Raw genomic sequence first — 20,564 nt, 5'->3', positions numbered from 1 at the left:
AGCCCGCCCAGACCTGCACAGCCCGCTCCGTACTCACGGACAGGACAACGCATCACACGGACACCGGACACGGACACGAGCCACGGCTGTAGTACGGGGACGCCTTCCCCTTGACCAGTTGGTGTCGGACTATCTTCGTCCAGGAGAACTTGAGGAGGTAGGCGCCGCTGTAGCGGTCACCGAACACCCAACGGTCGTTCCTGGACCTGTTGAACCGGCCGAAGTACTTGTCGGATATCCAGTGCTTCGGCTTGTTCGAGTGGCTGTGTTTGGCCCACTTGTAAGCGAGCTTCCACATGTGATTGTCCAGCGCGGTGAAGATCTCGCTGGACACCACCGTCCGATAGTAGGCCGACCAGCCCCGAACGATCGGGTTGATTTTCTTGAGTACCACACCGGCGTTGGCCCCTCGCAGGGCCACCATTTCGGTGCTGAGCCGTTCCCGTATCCGTCTCTGAGCCGCTTTGCTCGGCTTGATCAGCAGTTTTCCGTGATAGCGGCGGACGTTGAATCCCAGGAAGTCGAATCCGCTCTCCGCGTGGACGATGCGTGTCTTGTCCTCGTGGAAGGCGAGTCCCCTGGGCGTCAGCCATGCAGCCAGCCGTTCCTTGACCTGCTCGGCCTGTTCACGGCTGGTGCACATCGCGACGAAATCATCTGCGTATCGAACCAGCACGGGGCTGCCGCTTTGGGCACTCCCGGCATCTCTGCCGGTGGTGTAATAGCGGACCCCTGCGGCCTCCTCCATTCCGTGCAGGGCCACGTTGAAGAGCAACGGGCTGATCACCCCGCCCTGCGGAGTTCCCTCCTCGGTCGGGGCGAACCGGCCGCGATCGACAACCCCAGCCTTGAGCCACTGCCGGACCAGACCCCGGGCGGGGAAGGTGCCGAGAGCGGCCATGAGCCGGTCGTGGTCGATGCGGTCGAACGCCGCCGTCAGGTCCGCGTCGAGTACCCACGCACGCTGCGGGTTCTTCCCGTTGAGCGTGGCGTAGATGGCCCCGATCGCGTCGTGACAGCCGCGGCCGGGCCGGAAGCCGTACGACTTTGGCTCGAACCGCGCTTCCCACTCGGGCTCCAGTGCTCCCAATGCCACAGCTTGCAGGCACCGGTCAACAATCACGGGAATCCCGAGTCCGCGCTTCTTCATGGTCCCCGGTTTGGGGATGAACACCCGCTTGACGGGCTTGGGAATCCACGGTCGGGCACGGTGATGAACCCAGTGGGCCAATGCGGCCTTGGACTGGGAAAGCAGCACCACCTTTCCGTCGACTCCCGCCGTCACGCGTCCAGCATTGATCTCCGTGACCCGTCGCACGCTGAGGAGCGTGTTGGAGCGGGAACGGAGCATCAGCTTCTGCAAATTGCGGACCTTCTTCAGATCCCCTGCCTGCGATGCCGTGAAGATTCTCTTCCGCAGACGCCGTACGTCTTCCTCGACTCGCCGCCAGTCAATCGACGCCCAGTTCAATTCTTCGCCCTCGGGTCCGTTCACCGGAACAGAAGCGGCCGGAAGGGCCGGGGCCGGTCCGTCCGCTATCTGCATGGTGTCCAACTTGTCCCTCGGTTCCGTCGTCGTCGTTCAGTGATTCTGCACAGGCTCACCCGGCCCACGTCAGCACCCTTTCGGGTCCGGGCAGTTCACCCGTATCCGGACGGTTGTGCGGGGCGACCGGCGGAGAGTCCGATCGTCTGCCCCGGGTTCCCGATTCCTTTCGGCTTCCGGCATTGGCTTCTTGGGCCGTCCTGTTCCCGCTGGGGAGTTGAGCTTTCCTCGCGGTCGGCTGACCGAGCCAGAGTGGCCCGGACTCCAACGGGGTTTCCACGTTTCACACGAATGAGATACGACCGGGGTGGGTGCTCCCTTTACCCCGAGGCGGCGGTGTCCACCTGGCCGGAGTGACCTCTACCAGCCAGCGCCTGCCGCTTCTCAACGGCTAGCCATGCACCCCACTCACGCATTCCATCGGCGGGGCTTGGGATCACGAGGCATCATCGGGAGTTCATGTCCTTCACCCGTCCGGTCTTCCCCTTGCCGGTAACTCCCGGATGGAACGGAAGTCCTTGGGCTTTCCCCTGAGCTTCGCACCACGCCGTTACCGGCGTCGCACGTCAAGGGCGGGGACGGGTCTTACGGACACGAACCCGTGACTGCACCTACAGCTTCATCAACTGCCTCTCCAATCGGTCAGTCCACTCAAATTCGTGCAACTTCGTGTCGCACGGTCTCCCTCCCAGTGGCCGGGAACGGCCCGGTCCTCGGCCTCGGCCGGCCGGTCGCTGATCATCACCATCGGTGCCGGATAGCGCGGGATCCGCTGGTCGGGACGGCGTTGAGGCTTGCGGAGGGTGCGGCCGGTGCGCAGGGCCTTGGTGAGTTCGCGGCGCAACTCGCCCCGGCCTTGGACGTAGAGGGCCTGGTAGATCGTCTCGTGCGACACGTGCATCTCCGGCTGGTCGGGGAAGTGCAGGCGCAGGCTCCGGCTGATCTGCTCAGGACTCCACTTCAGCCCCAGCCATGCCTGGATGGTGTCACGCAGCAGCAGAGACACCGCGATCTTCCCGCCCTTGGGGCGCGGACGGCGGGCTCTGGCCCGGGCGTGGGCCGCGTGCGGCCGGTACTGGCCGTTCACAGGATGCCGGTTGCGGCGAATCTCCCGGCTGACGGTCGACGGGCTGCGGCCCAGCTCGACCGCGATCGCACGGACAGTCGCCTTCTCCCGCAAACGGTCGGCGATGTGTATCCGCTCATCCTCACCGAGGTAACGCGAGTCGCCACGGACCTCGATCAGGCGGGTCCTGGGTGCTCTGACACCAAGGACCGCGACCGCCGGCGCATCCTTCGCCCGCGGTCGCGGCCTCTTCGCACGACCCTCCGGCCGTCCGTAACGCCAATCCCTGCCGGTCCGCTCGTGCACTCCCACGATCCGGCACGCCTGCGCGTTCCCCATCCCTTGATCCACAAGGGAAAGGTAGAGCTCACGCTCCTTCAGTAGCTTCCGAGGGCCCTGCGGCCTCCGGTCCTCCCGGATCTCGAAGTCCACTGCAACTCCCTACGAGCGGGGTGTTGCAACGACCTCTTGAACTGAAGCGGGGAAGGGGCTTCGAGGGGCGGTGGGCTGCACCACGTCCGCGCTCTAGGACATCGGCATCCCCGGCTCGGTCTCCAACGCCTGGCGGTTGAACAGCAGCAGGCCGGCGAAGAACACCCCGCCCACGACGATCAGGCCCATGACGATCAGCGAGGGCACCAGCGCCTCCGACGGCGAGACCAGCATGACCAGGGACGCCACCGTCCACACCAGAGCGCAGATCGCGACCGGCAGTTCGAACCGTCCGAGGTCGAAGGCACCCTTGTTGCGGTCCAACCGACGGCGCACCACGAGGTACAGGACGATCGTCGCGCCGTAGACGAGCGCCGGAATGATCGTGCTCGCCGTGATCAGCTGGAGCAGCGCGTCGCCCGGCAGTGCGACCATCAGGGCGATCCCCACGACGAAGATCAGGACCGTCGCGGGGATCGGCGTCCGTGTACGCGGGTTGACCCGGCGCATCAACTGATGGGCCGGGAACCGCCCGTCGCGCGCCATCGCGAAGACGATCCGCGAGCACGAGGCCAGCACCACCGTCCCGGCGCCGAAGAACGCGATGGCGACAGCCGCCAGGAGCACCTTCTCCATCTCCGGCCCCAGCTGCTCACGCATGATCGCCGCGACCGGTGACTCGCTCGCGGTGACCCCCGGGATGTCCTCGATCGCCACCGTGAGACAGATCAGGAACGCCATCCCGAGCACCCCGGCGGCCACGACGGATCCCACGATCGCTCGCGGGATGCTGCGGAAGGGGTCCTTGGCCTCCTCGGCCAGGTTCGCCGCGGAGTCGAAGCCGACGAGCGTGGCCAGACCCATGATCATCGCGATCATCAGCCCGCCCCCGATGTCGAAGTAGTGGGCCGCGTGCACCGTGACGCCGCGTGAGGTGAGGTTCCCGATGGAGCCGCGGCCGGTGACCAGGACCACGACGGCGAGGGCGAGCGCCACCGCCACGACCAGCACCAGTTCGAGCCCCACCGCGCTCGAGTTGATCAGGCTGACAAGGCGTGTCGAGGCCACGACGAGCACGGTCTGGATCAGCAGGACCGCGAGGGTGATCAGACGGGCGGTCCCCTCGTCCGGCTTCATACCGACGAGCGGCATGAACGCCTGGCTCACGAGCGCGTTGGCGATCGCCGCGACCGCGATCGCCAGGTAGCAGAAGGTCAGCCAGCCGAACCCCCACCCGACCTTCGGGTTCGCCAGCCGTGAGGCCCACTGGTACGAGGACCCGCTGAGCGCGATACGCCCCGCGAGCTGCGCCACCACCAGCGCCACCAGCACCTGCCCCACCGTGGCGACGGCCCACAGCCAGATCCCCACCGGGCCCGCGTTCTGCAACACGTCGTCGTAGGTCGAGAAGATGCCGACCGCCACCGAGATGAACGCGAACGAGATCGCGAACACCTGGAAGGAGCCGAGCGTCCGTTTCAGCTCCGGCCGATAGCCTCCGAGTGCGGCGGAGTCCTCGGCCTCCTCGGTTTCCTCGGAGCCCGGCGAAGCCTCCACCATCTCGGCACCCGCCTTCCGTCACACCGGCCGCCCGGCCGACACCCTCACGCCGGCCCCGACGGCCGGGACACCGACGTCATATCAAGACGTTTCTCGCCCATCTATGACATACGCACAGCACCCACGCACCTCGAAGATCACTCCCCATCACCCATCACTCGCCACCCGTCATCCGTCATCCACCAATCACCACTCACCAATCACCACTCACCAATCACCACTCTTCACACTGGCCCCGATCCCCGATGATCCGGTTCCACTCGTAGCCCGTCCCGGACGATCTGGTCCGCCGGGCCCGGCCCGCGATGTGGAATCAGAAGTTCCGCATCTTTGCTCGTCCTTGGTCGTTAGTGCGGCGTCCGTGCCGGTTTTCGACCCCGGAGCTCCAGTGCCCGCTCCCGCCGTACCGTCCCCGCCCGCAGGCCTCCTGGCCACGCGCGTGCAGGACCCCTACGCCTACTTCGCCTGGCTGCGCCGACACGCGCCCGCGCACCGGGACCGCCGACCCGGACGACCCACCATGTGGCAGATCTCCCGCTACGACGACGTACGCGCGCTGCTGAGCGACGGGCGGCTGAGCAAGGACCCTGGCAGGGTGCCCGGCTACGTCGCGGGGCCCGCCGGGCTGAACCGGCACCTCGTTCACGCCGATCCCCCGGACCACACCCGCCTGCGCACCCTGGTGAACGCGGCGTTCGTACCTCGCCGCGTGGCACAACTGGAGCCCTTCGTCGCGGACACCGCGAACCGGCTGCTGGACCGCATCGAGCAGCTCACCCACGTGGATGTGATCGCGGCTTTCGCGGCGCCGCTGACCTTCCGGATGATCTGCGCGATCCTCGGCGTCCCGGAGGAGCTGGACAACGCGACGACCCGAGACACCCTGATGGCGACCATCGCCCCCGCTCCGGGCCTGAACCCCGCCCGGGTGGAAGGCGATCTCCATGCCCTGCTGGACGTCCTGATCGCCGGGAAACGCGCTGCCGGCGAGCGCAGCGCGGTGGACCTGCTGGGCGCTCTGGTGCGGGCCAGTGACGAGAGCGGGGCGATGAGCGAGGAGGAACTGCGCTCCACCGCCTATCTCCTGCTGCTGGTGGGACACGACACGACCATGAACCTCATCGGCAACGGCATGCTCGCGCTGCTCTGCAACCCCGGTGAGGCCACCAGGCTCACCGGACCGCAGGCCGGACCGGACCTGGTCACCACCGCGGTCGAAGAGCTGCTGCGCTACGACTCCCCGGTGCGGGACGCGACGTTCCGGTGCGCCGCCGAACCGATCAGTCTCCACGGGCAGCTGATCGGCGAGGGAGACATCGTCAGCCTCCTGATCGGCTCGGCGAACCGGGACGAGGCCCGCTTCCCGGAGGCGGACCGGCTCGATCTGGGCCGAACCCCCAACGACCACCTCGCCTTCGGCTACGGACCCCACTTCTGTATCGGCGCCGCCCTCGCGCGCCTCGAAGGCGCCGTCGCCTTCCCCCTGCTGCTCGAACGCCTCGGTCCGGTGGCGCTGGCCAAGCCCGCCGACGAACTCCACTGGCGGCCGGCCCGGGTGATGCGCGGACTCGCCGCACTGCCCGTCGTACGGCACTGACCGCTCCCGCCCACTCCGCCAGAACACCCCCGACCTGGAGCACACCGGATGGACAGCCAAGACCCCGCACTGGTGACGGAACCGCGCCCCGGCGTCCTGCTCATCACCCTCAACAGGCCCCTTGTCCGCAACGCCGTCGACCGGTCGCTGGCCGGCGCCGTGGACGCGGCCCTCATCCGGCTGGAGACCGACCCCGCCCTGACCGTCGGCATCCTGACCGGCTCGGGCAGCCACTTCTGCTCGGGCATGGACCTCAAGGCCTTCCCGGCCGAAGGCGTACCTGCCGTCGCCGACCGGGGGCTCGCGGGGCTGACCCGGGCCCGTCTGCGCAAACCGCTCATCGCCGCCGTCGAGGGCGCGGCAGTCGCCGGCGGCTTCGAACTGGCCCTCGCCTGCGACCTCATCACCGCCGCCGACACCGCGTTCTTCGCGCTGCCCGAGGTCTCACGCGGCCTCGTCGCCGCGGAAGGCGGAGCCATCCGCCTCCCCGGCCGCCTGCCCTACCACCTGGCCATGGAGATGCTCCTGACCGCCGCTCCGCTGCCCGCCGGGGACGCGGCTCGCCACGGACTCGTCAACGAGCTCACCCGCGAAGGCGAGGCCCTCCAGGCAGCCCTCGATCTGGCCGACCGCGTCCGGGCCCAGTCCCGCGACGCCGTCCTCGTCACGAAGCGAATCGTCCGCGACACCCGCGGTCTCGACGATCTCACCGCCTACAGCGTCCAGGACCCTCTCAGCACGCCCGTCTTCGCGACTGCCGCCGCGACCGAGGGCGCCCAGGCGTTCACCGAGAAACGCCCACCGGCCTGGCACCGGTGAGAACGCGGACACCGCGGCTTCGACGGCGTCCGGGAGGACACCCTGGGCACGGACGGGCGAGGACGTGATCGCGTGCCGTGCGGCGTCAGGAGACGGGGTGCGGGGGGCCGAGGTGGGGAAACTCCGACAACAGGTCGGTGTGCGGGCCGATGTGGTCGTCCGTGATCTTGCCTCCCGAGACCATGGCGAGCCGTGCGGAGGTGACGTCGTCGGTGAGCGTGCGCCCGTTGGGGTAGGCAGCCGGCCCGGTGCGGTCGTAGCGCAGCACGTCCGGAAGGACGGTGCGAAGTGTCTTCTCCGCCTCCGCCGGGCTGTAGTCGCCGGTGTGGGCGAGGACGGCGCTCCACGGCTCCAGGTAGGTGTCCCAGTCGTCGGCGGGCTCGCCCTCGTTGTACTTCTCCTTGGCGTCCTCGGCGTTGAAGTACGCCGTCAGAGAGGGATGGGCTCCGCGGTCGACGGACGTCAGACGACCGTTCTGCCGGAGACTGACGCGCGCCCATACGCCGATCGGCCCGTCACCGAGTTCGGCGTCGGGCACCTCCAGCACGATCCCGAAGACGTTCTTGTCGATCCCGAAGTCGTTGCCGGTCCACTTGAAGTTGTCGACGATGCCGTCCAGATCAGCGAAGAAGGGGTCGCTGCGCAGCCCGGCGGAGAAGCGGTAGCCGCCGCTCGCCACGATGTCGGGATCTGCCCCGAAGGCGACGGCGGCCTCAGAGATGACGGCCTCACCACCGTGTTCGTGGTTCCGGGCGGCGTCCCCCACCGCGCGGTGGACGGTGACCGTCTGCCGGCCGCCCGAGGGCACCGAGAAGACGAAGCTGTAGGCCAGGTCGGCGACATTGTCTCCGTCGGTGTCCACGTTGATCCGGTACACGGCGTCCGGATGGAACGCATCACCCTGGGTCGGAGCGAACGGGTTGACGTTCATGATCAGGACAGTGCGCCCGCTCTCCGTCGCGGGGAAGACGAACACGTCCGTGAGGTCGAGCCGTGCGTCGTCCTTGGGTGAGCGCAGATTGGGTCCGCTGAGGTGGTGCGACATGGTGGCCTCTCGGTAAGCACGTGACCCCCCTGACACCGCCCGGGCAGCATCAGGAGATCACGGCTGCCCCACCTCGGCACGCCGAGTTTGCCGGGGTACGGCAGCCGGCCACCTCCCCGGACTGCCGTGCGGCCCGGGTGCAATCCCGTCTCGGGCTGATGGAAGCTCAGGCGGAGGGGGTACGCGATGACAACAGCCCGGGCGAGGGCTCACAGCACGGGCAGACCGCCGGGCAAGGACGGTGCCGGCAGACGGTCGCCGGGTCGGGCGCGGTTCACGGGGCTGCTGCTGATCCTGCTGTCCCTGACATCGGCGGCGGCCAGTTACTCGGTGTTCTCCTGGTGGCTGCCCTCCGACCACGAGCGCTACCAGGACTGCCGCGCGGCCGAGCAATGCTCTTCCCGCGCGTTGGAGCGGGGACGGACGGACTGCCTGAGTACGTGGCACCTCACCCCCGCCGACACCTCACCCACCCGATCGAGCGCCCCCCTCACCCTCAGTGGGCGTGCCCGCTCGGAGCCGGCTCGGCGTTCTTGACCGTCAGCGGCAGCAACTTCTTGCCCGTCGGGCCGATTTGGATGGAGGTGTCCATCTGCGGGCACACCCCGCAGTCGAAGCAAGGAGTCCAGCGGCAGTCCTCGACCTCGGTTTCGTCGAGGGAGTCCTGCCAGTCCTCCCAGAGCCAGTCCTTGTCGAGGCCCGAGTCCAGGTGGTCCCAGGGGAGGACCTCCTCGTAGGTGCGCTCGCGGGTGGTGTACCAGTCGACGTCCACACCGAAGTCGGGGAGCGTCTTGTCGGCGCAGCTCATCCAGCGGTCGTACGAGAAGTGCTCGCGCCAGCCGTCGAAGCGGCCGCCGTCCTCGTAGACGGCGCGGATGACGGAGCCGATGCGCCGGTCGCCGCGGGACAGCAGGCCCTCGACGATGCCCGGCTTGCCGTCGTGGTAGCGGAAGCCGATCGAGCGGCCGTACTTCTTGTCGCCGCGGATCTTGTCGCGGAGCTTCGTGAGGCGGGCGTCCGTGTCCTCGGCGGACAGCTGCGGCGCCCACTGGAAGGGGGTGTGCGGCTTGGGGACGAAGCCGCCGATGGACACCGTGCAGCGGATGTCGTTCTGGCCCGAGACCTTGCGGCCCTCGGCGATCACGTTCATCGCCATGTCGGCGATCTGCATGACGTCGTCGTCCGTCTCCGTCGGCAGGCCGCACATGAAGTACAGCTTCACTTGGCGCCAGCCATTGCCGTAGGCGGTGGAGACGGTCCGGATGAGGTCCTCCTCCGAGACCATCTTGTTGATGACCTTGCGCATGCGCTCGGAGCCGCCCTCGGGGGCGAACGTCAGGCCAGAGCGGCGGCCGTTGCGGGTCAGCTCGTTGGCCAGGTCGACGTTGAAGGCGTCCACGCGGGTGGAGGGAAGGGACAGACCGATCTTGTCCTCCTCGTACCGGTCGGCCAGGCCCTTGGCGATGTCGCCGATCTCCGAGTGGTCGGCCGAGGAGAGGGACAGCAGGCCCACCTCCTCGAAGCCGGTCGCCTTCAGGCCCTTCTCCACCATCTCGCCGATGCCCGTGATCGAGCGCTCGCGCACCGGGCGGGTGATCATGCCCGCCTGGCAGAAGCGGCAGCCGCGCGTGCAGCCGCGGAAGATCTCCACCGACATCCGCTCGTGGACCGTCTCGGCCAGCGGGACCAGGGGCTGCTTGGGGTAGGGCCACTCGTCGAGGTCCATGACCGTGTGCTTGGACACGCGCCACGGCACACCCGACTTGTTCGGGACCACGCGGGCGATCCGGCCGTCGGGAAGGTACTCGACGTCGTAGAAGGCCGGGATGTAGACGTTGCCGGTCTTCGCCAGGCGGAAGAGGACCTCTTCGCGGCCTCCAGGACGGCCCTCCGCCTTCCAGGCGCGGATGATCTCCGTCATGTCGAGCACGGCCTGCTCGCCGTCGCCGATGATCGCCGCGTCGATGAAGTCGGCGATGGGCTCGGGGTTGAAGGCCGCGTGGCCGCCCGCGAGGACGATCGGGTCCTCGAGCGTGCGGTTCTTCGACTCCAGGGGAATCCCGGCCAGGTCCAGGGCCGTGAGCATGTTCGTGTAGCCCAGCTCCGTGGAGAAGGACAGGCCGAACACGTCGAAGGCCTTCACCGGGCGGTGGCTGTCCACGGTGAACTGCGGGACCCGGTGCTCGCGCATCAGTTCCTCGAGGTCCGGCCAGACGCTGTACGTGCGCTCGGCGAGAACGCCCTCGCGCTCGTTCAGCACCTCGTAGAGGATCATGACGCCCTGGTTGGGCAGGCCGACCTCGTAGGCGTCGGGGTACATGAGCGCCCAGCGGACGTCACAGGCGTCCCAGGGCTTGACCGTGGAATTGAGCTCTCCGCCGACGTACTGGATCGGCTTCTGCACATGCGGGAGCAGAGCTTCGAGCTGTGGGAAGACCGACACGGCGGTTTCGGCAGGCATCTCGCGAACCTTCGTGAGCTGATGGGGGTGACCATCTAGCGTAACGCGACCGGAGCGGCCCGCCGCACCGCCGGAAGAACACCGGGCCCAGGACCACTCCCGGCCCTCGGCTCCGGACCGCCTCCCGGCCCGGGCTCAGAACCGCCTTCCGACCTGTGCTCGGAACCGCCAGCCGGAGCCGTAGGGCGGTTAGGGCCCCGGCCCCGGCTCACCTTCCAGCCCCCGCCTCCGGCCCCGCCCAGGCCCGCACCCGTCTCACACCGCCGTCTGCGCCTCGATCGTCTCCCAGGCACCCGGCAGAGCCGCCTCGGCCGCGGCGGCGCGCTGCTCCTCGCGGCCGTAGAGCACCCCGTAGGTGAACGAGCTCTCCCCCGCCGCGTGGGCCAGGGCCGCGAGTTCCCGCAGTGCGTCCCGGGTCATCACGCTGTCCTGGTGGTCCCCGAGCAGGCTCTGGAGCGACTTCATCGACTTGACCAGCCCGGCGGCCGGTCCGCCCAGGGCCGGGGATGCGGCCTCGGCGGCGTAGCGGGTGCGCTTGGCCTTCTTGCGGGCTTCGTGCATCGCGTGGTCGCGGTCGGCGCCCGGCGGTCGGTCGAGGGCCTGCACGACGAGGTCGGAGACCTTCCCGAAGTCCTTGCGGACGGCCTTCGCGATCACCTTTCCGGGGTCGCCCCCGGCCGTCTTGAGCAGCGGCGGGTCGGTCACGAGCTCGTCGAGCCGGGTCAGCAGCGCCATGTACCGCTTTCCGTCCAGGACGGCGATGAGGCGGCGCCGGGAGCCGCCGTGGCGGGCGTGCGCCCAGGTGCGCAGCCTGGTGCGGACGGGTCCGGAGAGCAGGGTGCGGGGCAGCCGGCCGAGGGACTCGGTGAGGCGCTTGGTGAGGACTTCCTGGTCGCGGTCGACGCCGAGCTCGCCGGCCAGCCATTTCAGCTCGTCGCCGATCGGGTCGGTGACGGCGCGGTCGAGGATCTTGCCGTACGAGCGGAAGGTGCTGCGCATCCGGCGGGTGGCGACGCGCATGCTGTGCACGGAGTCGGGGAGGTCACGGCGGACCGCGGGATCGAGTTCGACGATGGCGTCGTACTGGGCGCGGAGGTAGGCGAGGACGTGGTCGCCCGCGGTGACGGGCTCCTCCGGGGCGGGCCTCGCGGGGACGGTCCTCGCGGGGACTGGCTTCCCGGAGACGGACTTCTCGGAGACGGGCTTGCCGGCGTGCTTCCCGCCCGGTTTCCCGGCGCGCTCGCCGGTCACGCCCAGCGCCTTCGCCAGCTTGGAGGACGAGGCGGAGCGGCTCAGGCCGGCCTTGCGGAGTTTCTTCTCGACCTTGTCGAGGAAGGCGGGGTCGCCGTCGTCGGCGAGTTCCACCTCGAGCTCGGTCCATTCGGCGCTGCCCTTGCCTCCCCCGAGGCGGTCCGCGCGGACGCGGTCGAGGCTGACCTCGGCGAGCAGGGCACCGGAGTCGTCGACGAGGTGGCGGATGTCACGGGCCGACCGCAGGCGTACGAGGGGGACGAGTTCGGCGTCGCGTACGCGGGAGCGGACGAGGCCCGCGATCGCGCGGGGCACGGTGTCGGAGAGGGGGGCCTGGATCTCGTCGCGCACGCCCTCGGAGACGGGGAGTTTCAGGTGCCAGCCGGCGTCGTCGCCACCGGTGCGGCGGCGCAGGGTGAGCGAGGCGGCGGCGAGGCGCTGGTCGGGCGTGTCGAAGTAGGTGGCGTCGAGTTCGGCGACGCCCTTGTCGACGACGCCCGCGACGCCCGGGACGCCGCTCAGATCCGGCATCCCGGTATCGCCGTCGGCCGCGGGACCTTCGTACTTGCGCTCGATCTCGCGCTTCGTGTCCGCCATGAACCGAATCTAGACGCGTTTGCGGGCGCTGGGCAGTACCCAATCGGCCCCGGCTTGGCCGGAGGCGCCCTTTTTCCCGTTGGGCCGGGTGTCACCTCGTGTTCTCCGAGGCGCCACCCGGCGTCCGTCCGACGGGGAGTCGCTAGGCCGACATCGGGCGCTGCACTCTGATCGACTGGAGGAGGCCGATCGCGACCCAGACCGCGAACATGGAGGATCCTCCATAGGACACGAACGGGAGTGGCAGACCGGCGACCGGCATGATCCCCAGGGTCATGCCGATGTTCTCGAAGGCCTGGAACGCGAACCAGGCGATGATCCCGGCGGCGACGATCGTGCCGTACAGCTCGGTCGTCTCGCGGGCGATGCGGCAGGCGCGCCACAGGACGATGCCGAGGAGCAGCAGGATCAGGCCCGCGCCCACGAAGCCCAGTTCCTCGCCCGCGACCGTGAAGACGAAGTCGGTCTGCTGCTCGGGCACGAACTGGCCGGTCGTCTGTGAGCCGTGGCCGAGGCCGGTGCCGAAGAGGCCTCCGGAACCGATGGCGATACGGGCCTGGTTGGTGTTGTAGCCGACGCCCGCCGGGTCGAGGTCGGGGTTGGCGAAGGCCGCGAAGCGGTTGATCTGGTACTCGTCGAGGACGTGCAGCCGCCAGGCGGCGACCGCGCCGAGGGCGCCCGCGCCGATGAGGCCGAACACCCAGCGGTTGGAGGCGCCGGACGAGAGCAGCACACCGAGCACGATGACGACCGCGACCATGATCGTGCCGAGGTCGGGCATGAGCAGCACGACCATCATGGGGACGGCCGCGAGCCCCAGCGCCTGCACGACCGTGCGGTGGTCGGGGTACTGCTTGTCACCCGCGTCCACCCGTGTGGCCAGCAGCATGGCCATGCCCAGGATGATCGTGATCTTGATGAACTCGGCCGGCTGGAGCGAGAGGCCGCCCGCGACGAGCCAGTTGCGCTGGCCGTTGATCGTGGCGCCGAGCGGGGTCAGCACCAGCAGGATCATGAAGACCGAGAGCCCGTAGAGGATCGGTACGGCCGTGCGCAGGGTGCGGTGGCCGAGCCAGATCGTGCCGATCATCAGGCCCATGCCGATGCCGGTGTTCATCAGATGCCGGATGAGGAAGTAGTACGGGTCGCCCTGGTTGATCTCGGTACGGTTGCGGGTCGCCGAGTAGACGAGGGCCGAACCGATCAGCGAGAGCGCGACGGCCGACAGCAGTATCGGCCAGTCGAGCCTGCGGGCGAGCGAGTCACGGGCGAACACACGCGTCCAGCCAGCGCGCTCGGGCCCGTACCCGGAGACGGAGAAGTTGTTGGCTCCGGTCATGTCAGGATCCTCTTCCCCCGCTGCTTCGGCGGGCGGGCCGTACGCCTTCGGGTGACGCGGTTGCCCGCGGTGGGCGAGGCGGTGGTGCCGGCGGGCAGGTTCGGGTCCGTGGTGCCGTCCTTGGGTGCCTGGCTGGCCTGCTGGTCCTTGGCCGGGTCCTTGGAGATGGCGGGGGCGTCGATCGTGCCGTCGCTCTGGACCTTCGGCAGGCCCTTCTGCGGGGTGGGCAGGAGGCCCTTCTTCTTGTCGATGGCGCCGTCGGCGGAGACTCCGTAGAGCGCGTTGTAGATCTTGCGCACGGCCTCACCCGACGCTCCCGAACCCGTACCGGCCTGGGAGATCGTCATGATGATCGTGTAGTCCTTGGAGTACGTGGCGAGCCAGGACGTCGTCTGCTTGCCGTAGACCTCGGCGGTACCGGTCTTGGCGTGCAGCGGAATCTTGTCCTGCGGCCAGCCGCCGAACTTCCAGGCGGCGGTACCGCGGGTGACGACGCCCGCGAAGGCCTCGTTCATGCCCTTGAGTGTCGCCTTGCTGACCGGCAGCTTTCCGTTGACCTTCGGCTTGATCGCCTGGACGGACTTGCCGTCGGCGCTGACGATCGCCTTGCCGATGGTCGGGGCGTACAGGGTGCCGCCGTTGGAGACCGCGGAGTAGATGGCGGCTTCCTGGACCGGGGTGAGGAGGGTGTCACCCTGTCCGATGGAGTAGTTGATCGAGTCGCCCTCGCGCATCTTGTTGCCTTCGAGGCAGTTCTCGTACTCGATCCGCTGGACGTAGGTGCCGCCCTTCTTGCCGCTCTTGCACCAGGCGACCTTGTTGGCCTTCCAGTAGTTCAACTTCCACTGCCGGTCCGGGACACGGCCGGAGACCTCGTTGGGGAGGTCGATGCCGGTCTGCTTGCCGAGTCCGAACTGGTGGGCGGTCTTGTAGAAGTAGTCCTTGGGGGTCTTCTTCGGGTTGATGCCGCCGTCCCTCTTCCACTCGTTGTCGGCGAGTCCGTAGAAGACGGTGTCGCAGGAGACCTCCAGCGCCCGGCCGAGCGAGATGGGGCCGAAGCTCTCCCCCTCGAAGTTCTTGAAGACCTGACTGCCGACGGAGTACGAGCTGGTGCACGGGTAGTGGCCGTCGAAGGCGTAACCGGCCTGGACCGCGGCGGCGGTGGAGACCACCTTGAACGTCGAACCGGGCGCCGACTGGCCCTGGGTGGCCCGGTTCAGCAGCGGGTAGTTGGACTTCTTGCCGGTGAGCGCGGCGTAGTCCTTGCCGGAGATACCGCCGACCCAGGCGTTCGGGTCGTACGTCGGCTGGGACGCCATGGCGACGACACGGCCGGTCTTGGCCTCCATCACCACGACCGCGCCGGAGTCGGCCTTGTAGTTCTCGCCGGTGATCTTGTCGAACTGGGTCCGGGCGAACTTCATCGCGTAGTCCAGCTCGTACTCGGCGACCCGCTGGACGCGGGCGTCGATGCTGGTGACGAGGTTGGCGCCGGGTTCGGCCTTGTCGCTCTTGGCCTTGCCGATCACGCGGCCGAGGTTGTCGACCTCGTAGCGGGTGACGCCGGCCTTGCCACGCAGCGCCTTGTCGTACTGGCGCTCCAGGCCGGAGCGGCCGACCTGGTCGGAGCGGAGGTAGGGCGAGTCGGTGCCCTTGGCCTTGGTGATCTCGTCGTCGGTGACGGGCGAGAGGTAGCCGAGCACCTGCGCGGTGTTGGCCTGGCCGGGGGCCGCGTACCGGCGTACCGCCTCCGGCTCGGCGGTGATGCCGGGGAAGTCCTCGGAGCGCTCGCGGATCTGGAGGGCCTGGCGCGCGGTGGCCTTGTCGGTGATGGGGATCGGCTGGTAGGGCGAGCCGTTCCAGCACGGCTGCGGCGTCTTGGCGTCGCAGAGGCGGACCTTCTGGATGACGTCGTCGGGCTTGAGGCCCAGCACGCCGGCGAGCTTGGTGAGGACGGCCTTCCCGTCGTCCGCCATCTTCAGCAGGTCCGTGCGCGAGGCGGAGACCACGAGCCGGGTCTCGTTGTCGGCGATGGGAACGCCCCGCGCGTCGAGGATCGAGCCGCGCACGGCGGGCTGGACGACCTGCTGGACGTGGTTTCCGGAGGCTTCCTTGGCGTACTGGTCGCCGTTGCGGATCTGGAGGAACCAGAGACGCCCGCCGAGGGTGCCGAGGAGGGAGAGCACGAGAATCTGGATGACGACGAGCCGGATCTGGACCCGTGGGGTCCGGCCGGTCTCCGGGATATTGGTCACTGCTGGTGCCTCCCCCTCTCAGTGTGTGTACGAGTCATACGAGTACACGGCGAACCTGTGCGCCCCGACACCGCGGCCGGTCAAGTCCCGTGCCCCGCGCGGCGCGTGTGCCGTCCGCCGGACGGCGCTGGTCGCTGTCGTCACAGCCGCTTGACCCCCTTGATGCGTCCGGCGCGGGCGACCCGTGCCTTGGCCGCCTTCGCGCGCAGTCCGCCGCGCTGGCTGCCGATGCGCAGGCCGGTGCCGCCGGAGGACAGCCAGCCCGACGCGACGTCGGCCCCCTTGGACGCCGAACCGCCGTCGGCGAGCGGATCGTTCTCGGCCCGCCGGGCCAGTGCCATCAGCACCGGGACGACGAACGGCGCGAGCAGCAGGTCGTAGAGGGCGGCCGTGGTGAGCAGGCTGCTGAGCCCGACGTGGCGGGCGGCGGTGTCGCCGACGAGTGCGCCGACGCCCGCGTAGAGCACGGTTGAGCCGATCGCGGCGGCGACGACCACGACCATGGGGCCGGTGGCCGATTTGAGCCGGCCGTTCTCGGGCTTGGCCAGTCCGGCGAGGTAGCCGACGACGCAGAGCACGAGGGCGTAGCGTCCGGCGGCGTGGTCGGAGGGCGGGGCGAGGTCGGAGAGCAGACCCGCGCCGAAGCCGATGAGCGCGCCGCCGACATGGCCGTAGACCAGGGCGAGGGCGAGCACGGTCAGGAGCACCAGGTCGGGGACGGCGCCCGGGAGATGGAGTCGGGCGAGAACGCTCACCTGGATCACCAGGGCGACGACCACCAGGGTGACGGAGAGCAGCATCCGGTTGAAACGCATGGGATTCGGCTCCTCCTGTTTACTGCTGCTGGCCGAGGTCGGTGGCGCTCGCCGACGGAGTGACCGTCACGGTCACGGTCGGCGTGGGCGTCGGTTTCGGTTTCGGGGGCAGCACGGTGTCGCGGGGGTCGCTCTTGGGCGCCGCGACGACGACGCCGACGATGTCGAGCTTGGTGAACGAGACGAACGGCGTCACGTAGATCGTGCGAGTCAGGTCGCCGCCGGAGGGGTCGACCCGGGAGACGACTCCGACGGGAACGCCGGGCACGAACGGCTTGTCGGACTGCGAGCCGAAGGTGACCAGCCGGTCGCCCTTCTTGATCTTCGCCTTGGCGTTGAGGAGCTCGACGCGCAGCGGGCGGTCGCCCTGGCCTGAGGCGAAGCCGAGTTCGTCGGTCGACTCCATGCGCGTGCCGACGGTGAAGTCGGGGTCGTTGGCGAGGAGCACGGTCGCGGTGTCCGGGCCGACGGTGGTGACCCGGCCGACCAGTCCGTCGCCGTTCAGGACGGTCATGTCGCGCTGGATGCCGTCGTTGGCGCCGACGTCGATGGTGACGGTCCAGGAGAAGCCCTGGGCCGCTCCTATGGCGATCACCTCGGCGCCCTTGATGCCGTACTGGCCCTCGCCCGCCACCTTGATCATCTTGTCGAGCTGTTTGAGGCGGCTGCTGTTGCGGTCCTTGCTGCCGAGTCTCGCCTTCAACGCCGCGTTGTCGTGCTCCAGTTGGGCGAGGCGATCATGGCGTCCGCCGGAGTCGCGGACCGCGGAGATCGCGTTGCCGACGGGGTCGACCGCGGACGACACCCCGTTCTCGATCGGGCCGAAGACCGTCGCGGCGGCCTGGCGGGCACCGTCGACCGGTGAGTCCTGCCCGCCGCGGATGTCCACCGTGATCAGTGCGAACGCGATGGCGGTCAGCAGCACCAGGAGCAGCCGGCTCTCTCGTGTGTCCCTCACGTGCGGCGGCCGTGCCTTCCTCGTCGTATTGGGTCAACAGGGGCGCGCCCTGGGCGAAAAGGATGCCCACGGTGCGATGAGGCTGGAGTGGGGGGGGTGTGGCGGCGTGGCTGTTATGGGGGAGGTTATGACTCTATGTCGCAGGAGTTTATGCCTCCATACCAACGATCCGCCGCACGAGAAGGGCTGATCTCGTACGGCGGAATCGAAGTGTTACTTCATCTGCGGGGCTGGGCGTCCAGAACCTGCTGGAGCGCCTCGAACTCCTCGACGCACTTGCCGGAGCCGAGCGCCACGCTGTCGAGCGGGTCCTCCGCGATGTGGATCGGCATACCGGTCTCGCGGCGCAGCCGCTCGTCCAGGCCGCGCAGCAGGGCCCCGCCGCCGGTCAGGACGATGCCCCGGTCCATCACGTCACCGGAGAGCTCGGGCGGGCACTTGTCGAGCGTCGTCTTCACGGCGTCGATGATCGCGTTGACCGGCTCCTCGATCGCCTTGCGGACCTCCGCGGCGGAGATGACGACCGTCTTGGGCAGTCCGGAGACCAGGTCCCGGCCACGGATTTCGGTGTGCTCGTCGGCGTCGAGGTCGTACGCCGAACCGATCGTGATCTTGATCTGCTCGGCCGTCCGCTCACCGAGAAGGAGGCTGTACTCCTTCTTGATGTGCTGGATGATCGCGTTGTCCAGCTCGTCGCCCGCGACGCGGATGGACTGGGCGGTGACGATGCCGCCGAGCGAGATGACCGCGACCTCCGTTGTGCCGCCGCCGATGTCCACCACCATGTTGCCGGTGGCCTCGTGGACCGGCAGGCCGGCGCCGATGGCCGCGGCCATGGGCTCCTCGATGATGTGCACCTGGCGGGCGCCGGCCTGGGACGACGCCTCGATGACGGCACGGCGCTCGACGCCTGTGATACCGGAGGGCACACACACGACGACGCGGGGGCGGGCGAGGTAGCGCCGCTTGTGGATCTTCAGGATGAAGTAGCGGAGCATGCGCTCGGTGATCTCGAAGTCGGCGATGACGCCGTCCCTCAGCGGGCGCACGGCAACGATGTTGCCCGGCGTCCGCCCGATCATCTTCTTCGCTTCCGCGCCGACCGCGAGGATCCCGCCGGTGTTGGTGTTGATCGCGACGACGGACGGCTCGTTGAGTACGATCCCTCGACCCCTGACGTACACCAGCGTGTTGGCGGTCCCGAGGTCGACAGCCATGTCACGGCCGATGAACGACATTGAGTTCCCCATCAGGATTCGTCTGGCCTTCCCAAAGCGAGCTTTGACGGCTTTTTAGGGACGGCGCGAGGTTGGTGCAGCGACGTGAACGCCTCCATCGTAGACGCGCCTGCACGAACACTGCGCGAGGGTCTTGGCCATTGTCAGCAGATGGCGGACCGACTCGCTTGTGGAGACGGGCCATCGGGGGCACGCGTTCCCTCGATCAGCGCGCATATGCCACGGGACGGCCGGATTTTTCACGGCCGTCCCTGGTCAGACTGTCGGAGCCGCGCTGACGCAGTCTCAGAAAATTCTTTGGAATTGTGGTTCGCGGCGCGCTCCGGAGATCGTCCGGGCAGTCTCGCCGAGGCCGCCCGCGAGCTCGGACGCGACCGTCCGTACGTCCCGCCGTGACCGTCCGTGCACACGGACGCCGCGGCCGAGCCGTCGTCCCTGCGCTCAGGCGCGGCCGGGGAAGAAGATCTTCACCTCGCGCTCGGCGGACTCCTCGGAGTCGGAGGCGTGGATCAGGTTCTCGCGGACGATGACGCCGAAGTCACCGCGGATGGAACCGGGGGCGGCGGCGATGGGGTCGGTCGGGCCGGCCAGGGCGCGCACACCCTCGATGACCCGCTCGCCCTCGACGATCAGGGCCACGACCGGGCCGGAGGCCATGAACGCCACCAGCGGCTCGTAGAAGGGCTTGCCCTTGTGCTCGCCGTAGTGCTGCTCCAGCGTGTCCTGGTCCAGGGTCCGCAGCTCCAGCGCGGTGATCTGCCAGCCGGCCTTGCGCTCGATGCGGCTGATGATCTCGCCGGTCAGGCCGCGACGGACGGCGTCGGGCTTGAGGAGGACGAGGGTGCGCTGGCTCACGGGAAAGCTCCTTCGGGTCACACTTGTGCGGATGACCGAGGCTACAGGGCGTGTCCGGGTGGCCCTCGCACAGTGTCAGGTGATACCGGCGCGCACCTCCGTCCGCCGGTGGCACACGCTCGCGCGCCCCACCTGGCCGGCCGGCGGCCCACCCCGGCCGGGTTGGCGTTCGGCCCGCCCGGGCCGGGTTGCCGCCCGGGCCGGGTTGCCGCCCGGGCCGGGTTGCCGCCTGGCCGGGTTGGCGCCTGGCCGCCGGTTCAGACCGAGTTGCCGCCGGCCCGGTAGCCGCCTTTCCGCCGGTCCAGACCGAGTTGCCGCTGGCCGGGTCCAGGCCGGGTTGCGCCCGGCTCGGCCTAGGCCGGGTGGCCGTCCGGCTCGGTCTGCGCCGACGGCTGCGCCTGCGCGGCGAAGCGGGCCTTGGCCTCGTCGATCTTGCGGCCGTAGTGGACCGAGGCCCACCACAGGGCGGCGAAGGCCGCGCCCAGGATGAACATCGACGGCACGAAGAACCCGCCGGCGATGAGCAGGATCTGGAACGCCCAGCCGAGCTGGACACCGCCGGGCCGGGTGATCATGCCGCAGAGCAGCACGCTCAGCGCCATCAGGACACCGCAGACCGTCCAGACCGTGGCCGTGGACAGATCGGGTTCCTTCATGGCGACGAGCCCGGCGAAACCGATGACGAAGAACTCGCCGATCAGCGTGGAAGCACAGAGCGTACGCACGAGAG

The 20,564-nt window shown here is 68.9% G+C and carries 14 protein-coding genes and 1 pseudogene; 2 read left to right on the top strand and 13 right to left on the bottom strand.

The features are described 5' to 3' along the window. Positions 1-52: 52 nt before the first annotated feature. From ltrA to ABZV42_RS36745, 3 genes and pseudogenes are all read right to left on the bottom strand, one after another. Positions 53-1,546 (bottom strand): group II intron reverse transcriptase/maturase, encoded by a 1,494-nt coding sequence (gene ltrA, locus ABZV42_RS36755; RefSeq protein WP_356055830.1) that lies wholly within the window; start codon positions 1,544-1,546, stop codon positions 53-55. A gap of 679 nt (positions 1,547-2,225) precedes the next feature. Next, a pseudogene (locus tag ABZV42_RS36750) lies at positions 2,226-3,044 on the bottom strand (IS30 family transposase); the annotation flags it as partial. A gap of 93 nt (positions 3,045-3,137) precedes the next feature. Beyond that, a complete protein-coding gene (locus ABZV42_RS36745; protein WP_355976614.1) occupies positions 3,138-4,604 on the bottom strand; it encodes an APC family permease in 1,467 nt (488 codons plus the stop codon). Between the two features lie 388 nt (positions 4,605-4,992). On the opposite strand from ABZV42_RS36745, the gene ABZV42_RS36740 reads away from it, so the two are divergent. Next, positions 4,993-6,201, top strand: a complete 1,209-nt coding sequence (locus tag ABZV42_RS36740; protein WP_356055828.1) for a cytochrome P450 — start codon at positions 4,993-4,995, stop codon at positions 6,199-6,201. A 48-nt stretch (positions 6,202-6,249) separates the two neighbouring features. Beyond that, positions 6,250-7,020, top strand: coding sequence for a crotonase/enoyl-CoA hydratase family protein (locus ABZV42_RS36735; RefSeq protein WP_355976619.1), 771 nt, complete (start codon positions 6,250-6,252; stop codon positions 7,018-7,020). An 85-nt stretch (positions 7,021-7,105) separates the two neighbouring features. Here ABZV42_RS36735 and ABZV42_RS36730 read toward each other — a convergent pair whose 3' ends face one another. From ABZV42_RS36730 to ABZV42_RS36685, 10 genes are all read right to left on the bottom strand, one after another. Then, positions 7,106-8,065, bottom strand: a complete 960-nt coding sequence (locus ABZV42_RS36730; protein ID WP_356055826.1) for a DUF4331 family protein — start codon at positions 8,063-8,065, stop codon at positions 7,106-7,108. A 496-nt stretch (positions 8,066-8,561) separates the two neighbouring features. Further along, positions 8,562-10,526 carry a TIGR03960 family B12-binding radical SAM protein gene (locus ABZV42_RS36725; RefSeq protein WP_355976622.1) on the bottom strand — a complete coding sequence of 655 codons (1,965 nt, stop codon included), beginning with the start codon at positions 10,524-10,526 and terminating at the stop codon, positions 8,562-8,564. A 255-nt stretch (positions 10,527-10,781) separates the two neighbouring features. Beyond that, on the bottom strand, positions 10,782-12,374 hold the full coding sequence (locus ABZV42_RS36720) for a CYTH and CHAD domain-containing protein (protein ID WP_356055824.1): 1,593 nt from the start codon (positions 12,372-12,374) through the stop codon (positions 10,782-10,784). A gap of 142 nt (positions 12,375-12,516) precedes the next feature. After that, positions 12,517-13,713 carry a rod shape-determining protein RodA gene (gene rodA, locus ABZV42_RS36715; protein WP_355976626.1) on the bottom strand — a complete coding sequence of 399 codons (1,197 nt, stop codon included), beginning with the start codon at positions 13,711-13,713 and terminating at the stop codon, positions 12,517-12,519. Next, positions 13,710-15,968 carry a penicillin-binding protein 2 gene (mrdA, locus tag ABZV42_RS36710; RefSeq protein ID WP_356055822.1) on the bottom strand — a complete coding sequence of 753 codons (2,259 nt, stop codon included), beginning with the start codon at positions 15,966-15,968 and terminating at the stop codon, positions 13,710-13,712. Before mrdA ends, rodA begins: the two co-directional genes overlap by 4 nt. 140 nt (positions 15,969-16,108) lie before the next feature. Continuing rightward, positions 16,109-16,783 (bottom strand): rod shape-determining protein MreD, encoded by a 675-nt coding sequence (gene mreD, locus ABZV42_RS36705; RefSeq protein WP_355976630.1) that lies wholly within the window; start codon positions 16,781-16,783, stop codon positions 16,109-16,111. Between the two features lie 19 nt (positions 16,784-16,802). Further along, on the bottom strand, positions 16,803-17,741 hold the full coding sequence (mreC, locus tag ABZV42_RS36700) for a rod shape-determining protein MreC (RefSeq protein WP_355976632.1): 939 nt from the start codon (positions 17,739-17,741) through the stop codon (positions 16,803-16,805). A gap of 218 nt (positions 17,742-17,959) precedes the next feature. Beyond that, positions 17,960-18,979, bottom strand: coding sequence for a rod shape-determining protein (locus ABZV42_RS36695; protein WP_355976633.1), 1,020 nt, complete (start codon positions 18,977-18,979; stop codon positions 17,960-17,962). Positions 18,980-19,420: 441 nt separating this feature from the next. After that, entirely contained in the window at positions 19,421-19,834 is a 414-nt protein-coding gene (gene ndk / locus ABZV42_RS36690) for a nucleoside-diphosphate kinase (protein WP_108999420.1), read from the bottom strand. Positions 19,835-20,187: 353 nt separating this feature from the next. Beyond that, positions 20,188-20,559, bottom strand: coding sequence for a DUF4233 domain-containing protein (locus ABZV42_RS36685; RefSeq protein WP_355976635.1), 372 nt, complete (start codon positions 20,557-20,559; stop codon positions 20,188-20,190). Between the last annotated feature and the right edge of the window lie 5 nt (positions 20,560-20,564).

Source organism: Streptomyces sp. NPDC005281, assembly GCF_040607495.1.
Taxonomy (GTDB): domain Bacteria; phylum Actinomycetota; class Actinomycetes; order Streptomycetales; family Streptomycetaceae; genus Streptomyces.
The sequence above is the reverse complement of the archived record's forward strand: the minus strand, read 5'-3'. Positions and strand labels throughout refer to the sequence as shown.

Excerpts from the sequence above, each read along its gene's own strand:
- ABZV42_RS36730 (WP_356055826.1), bottom strand. The coding sequence starts at position 8,065 with ATGTCGCACCACCTCAGCGGACCCAATCTGCGCTCACCCAAGGACGAC.
- ABZV42_RS36735 (WP_355976619.1), top strand. The coding sequence starts at position 6,250 with ATGGACAGCCAAGACCCCGCACTGGTGACGGAACCGCGCCCCGGCGTC.
- mreD (WP_355976630.1), bottom strand. The coding sequence starts at position 16,783 with ATGCGTTTCAACCGGATGCTGCTCTCCGTCACCCTGGTGGTCGTCGCC.
- ABZV42_RS36725 (WP_355976622.1), bottom strand. The coding sequence starts at position 10,526 with ATGCCTGCCGAAACCGCCGTGTCGGTCTTCCCACAGCTCGAAGCTCTG.
- ABZV42_RS36720 (WP_356055824.1), bottom strand. The coding sequence starts at position 12,374 with ATGGCGGACACGAAGCGCGAGATCGAGCGCAAGTACGAAGGTCCCGCG.
- ABZV42_RS36695 (WP_355976633.1), bottom strand. The coding sequence starts at position 18,979 with ATGTCGTTCATCGGCCGTGACATGGCTGTCGACCTCGGGACCGCCAAC.
- ltrA (WP_356055830.1), bottom strand. The coding sequence starts at position 1,546 with ATGCAGATAGCGGACGGACCGGCCCCGGCCCTTCCGGCCGCTTCTGTT.
- ABZV42_RS36745 (WP_355976614.1), bottom strand. The coding sequence starts at position 4,604 with ATGGTGGAGGCTTCGCCGGGCTCCGAGGAAACCGAGGAGGCCGAGGAC.
- rodA (WP_355976626.1), bottom strand. The coding sequence starts at position 13,713 with ATGACCGGAGCCAACAACTTCTCCGTCTCCGGGTACGGGCCCGAGCGC.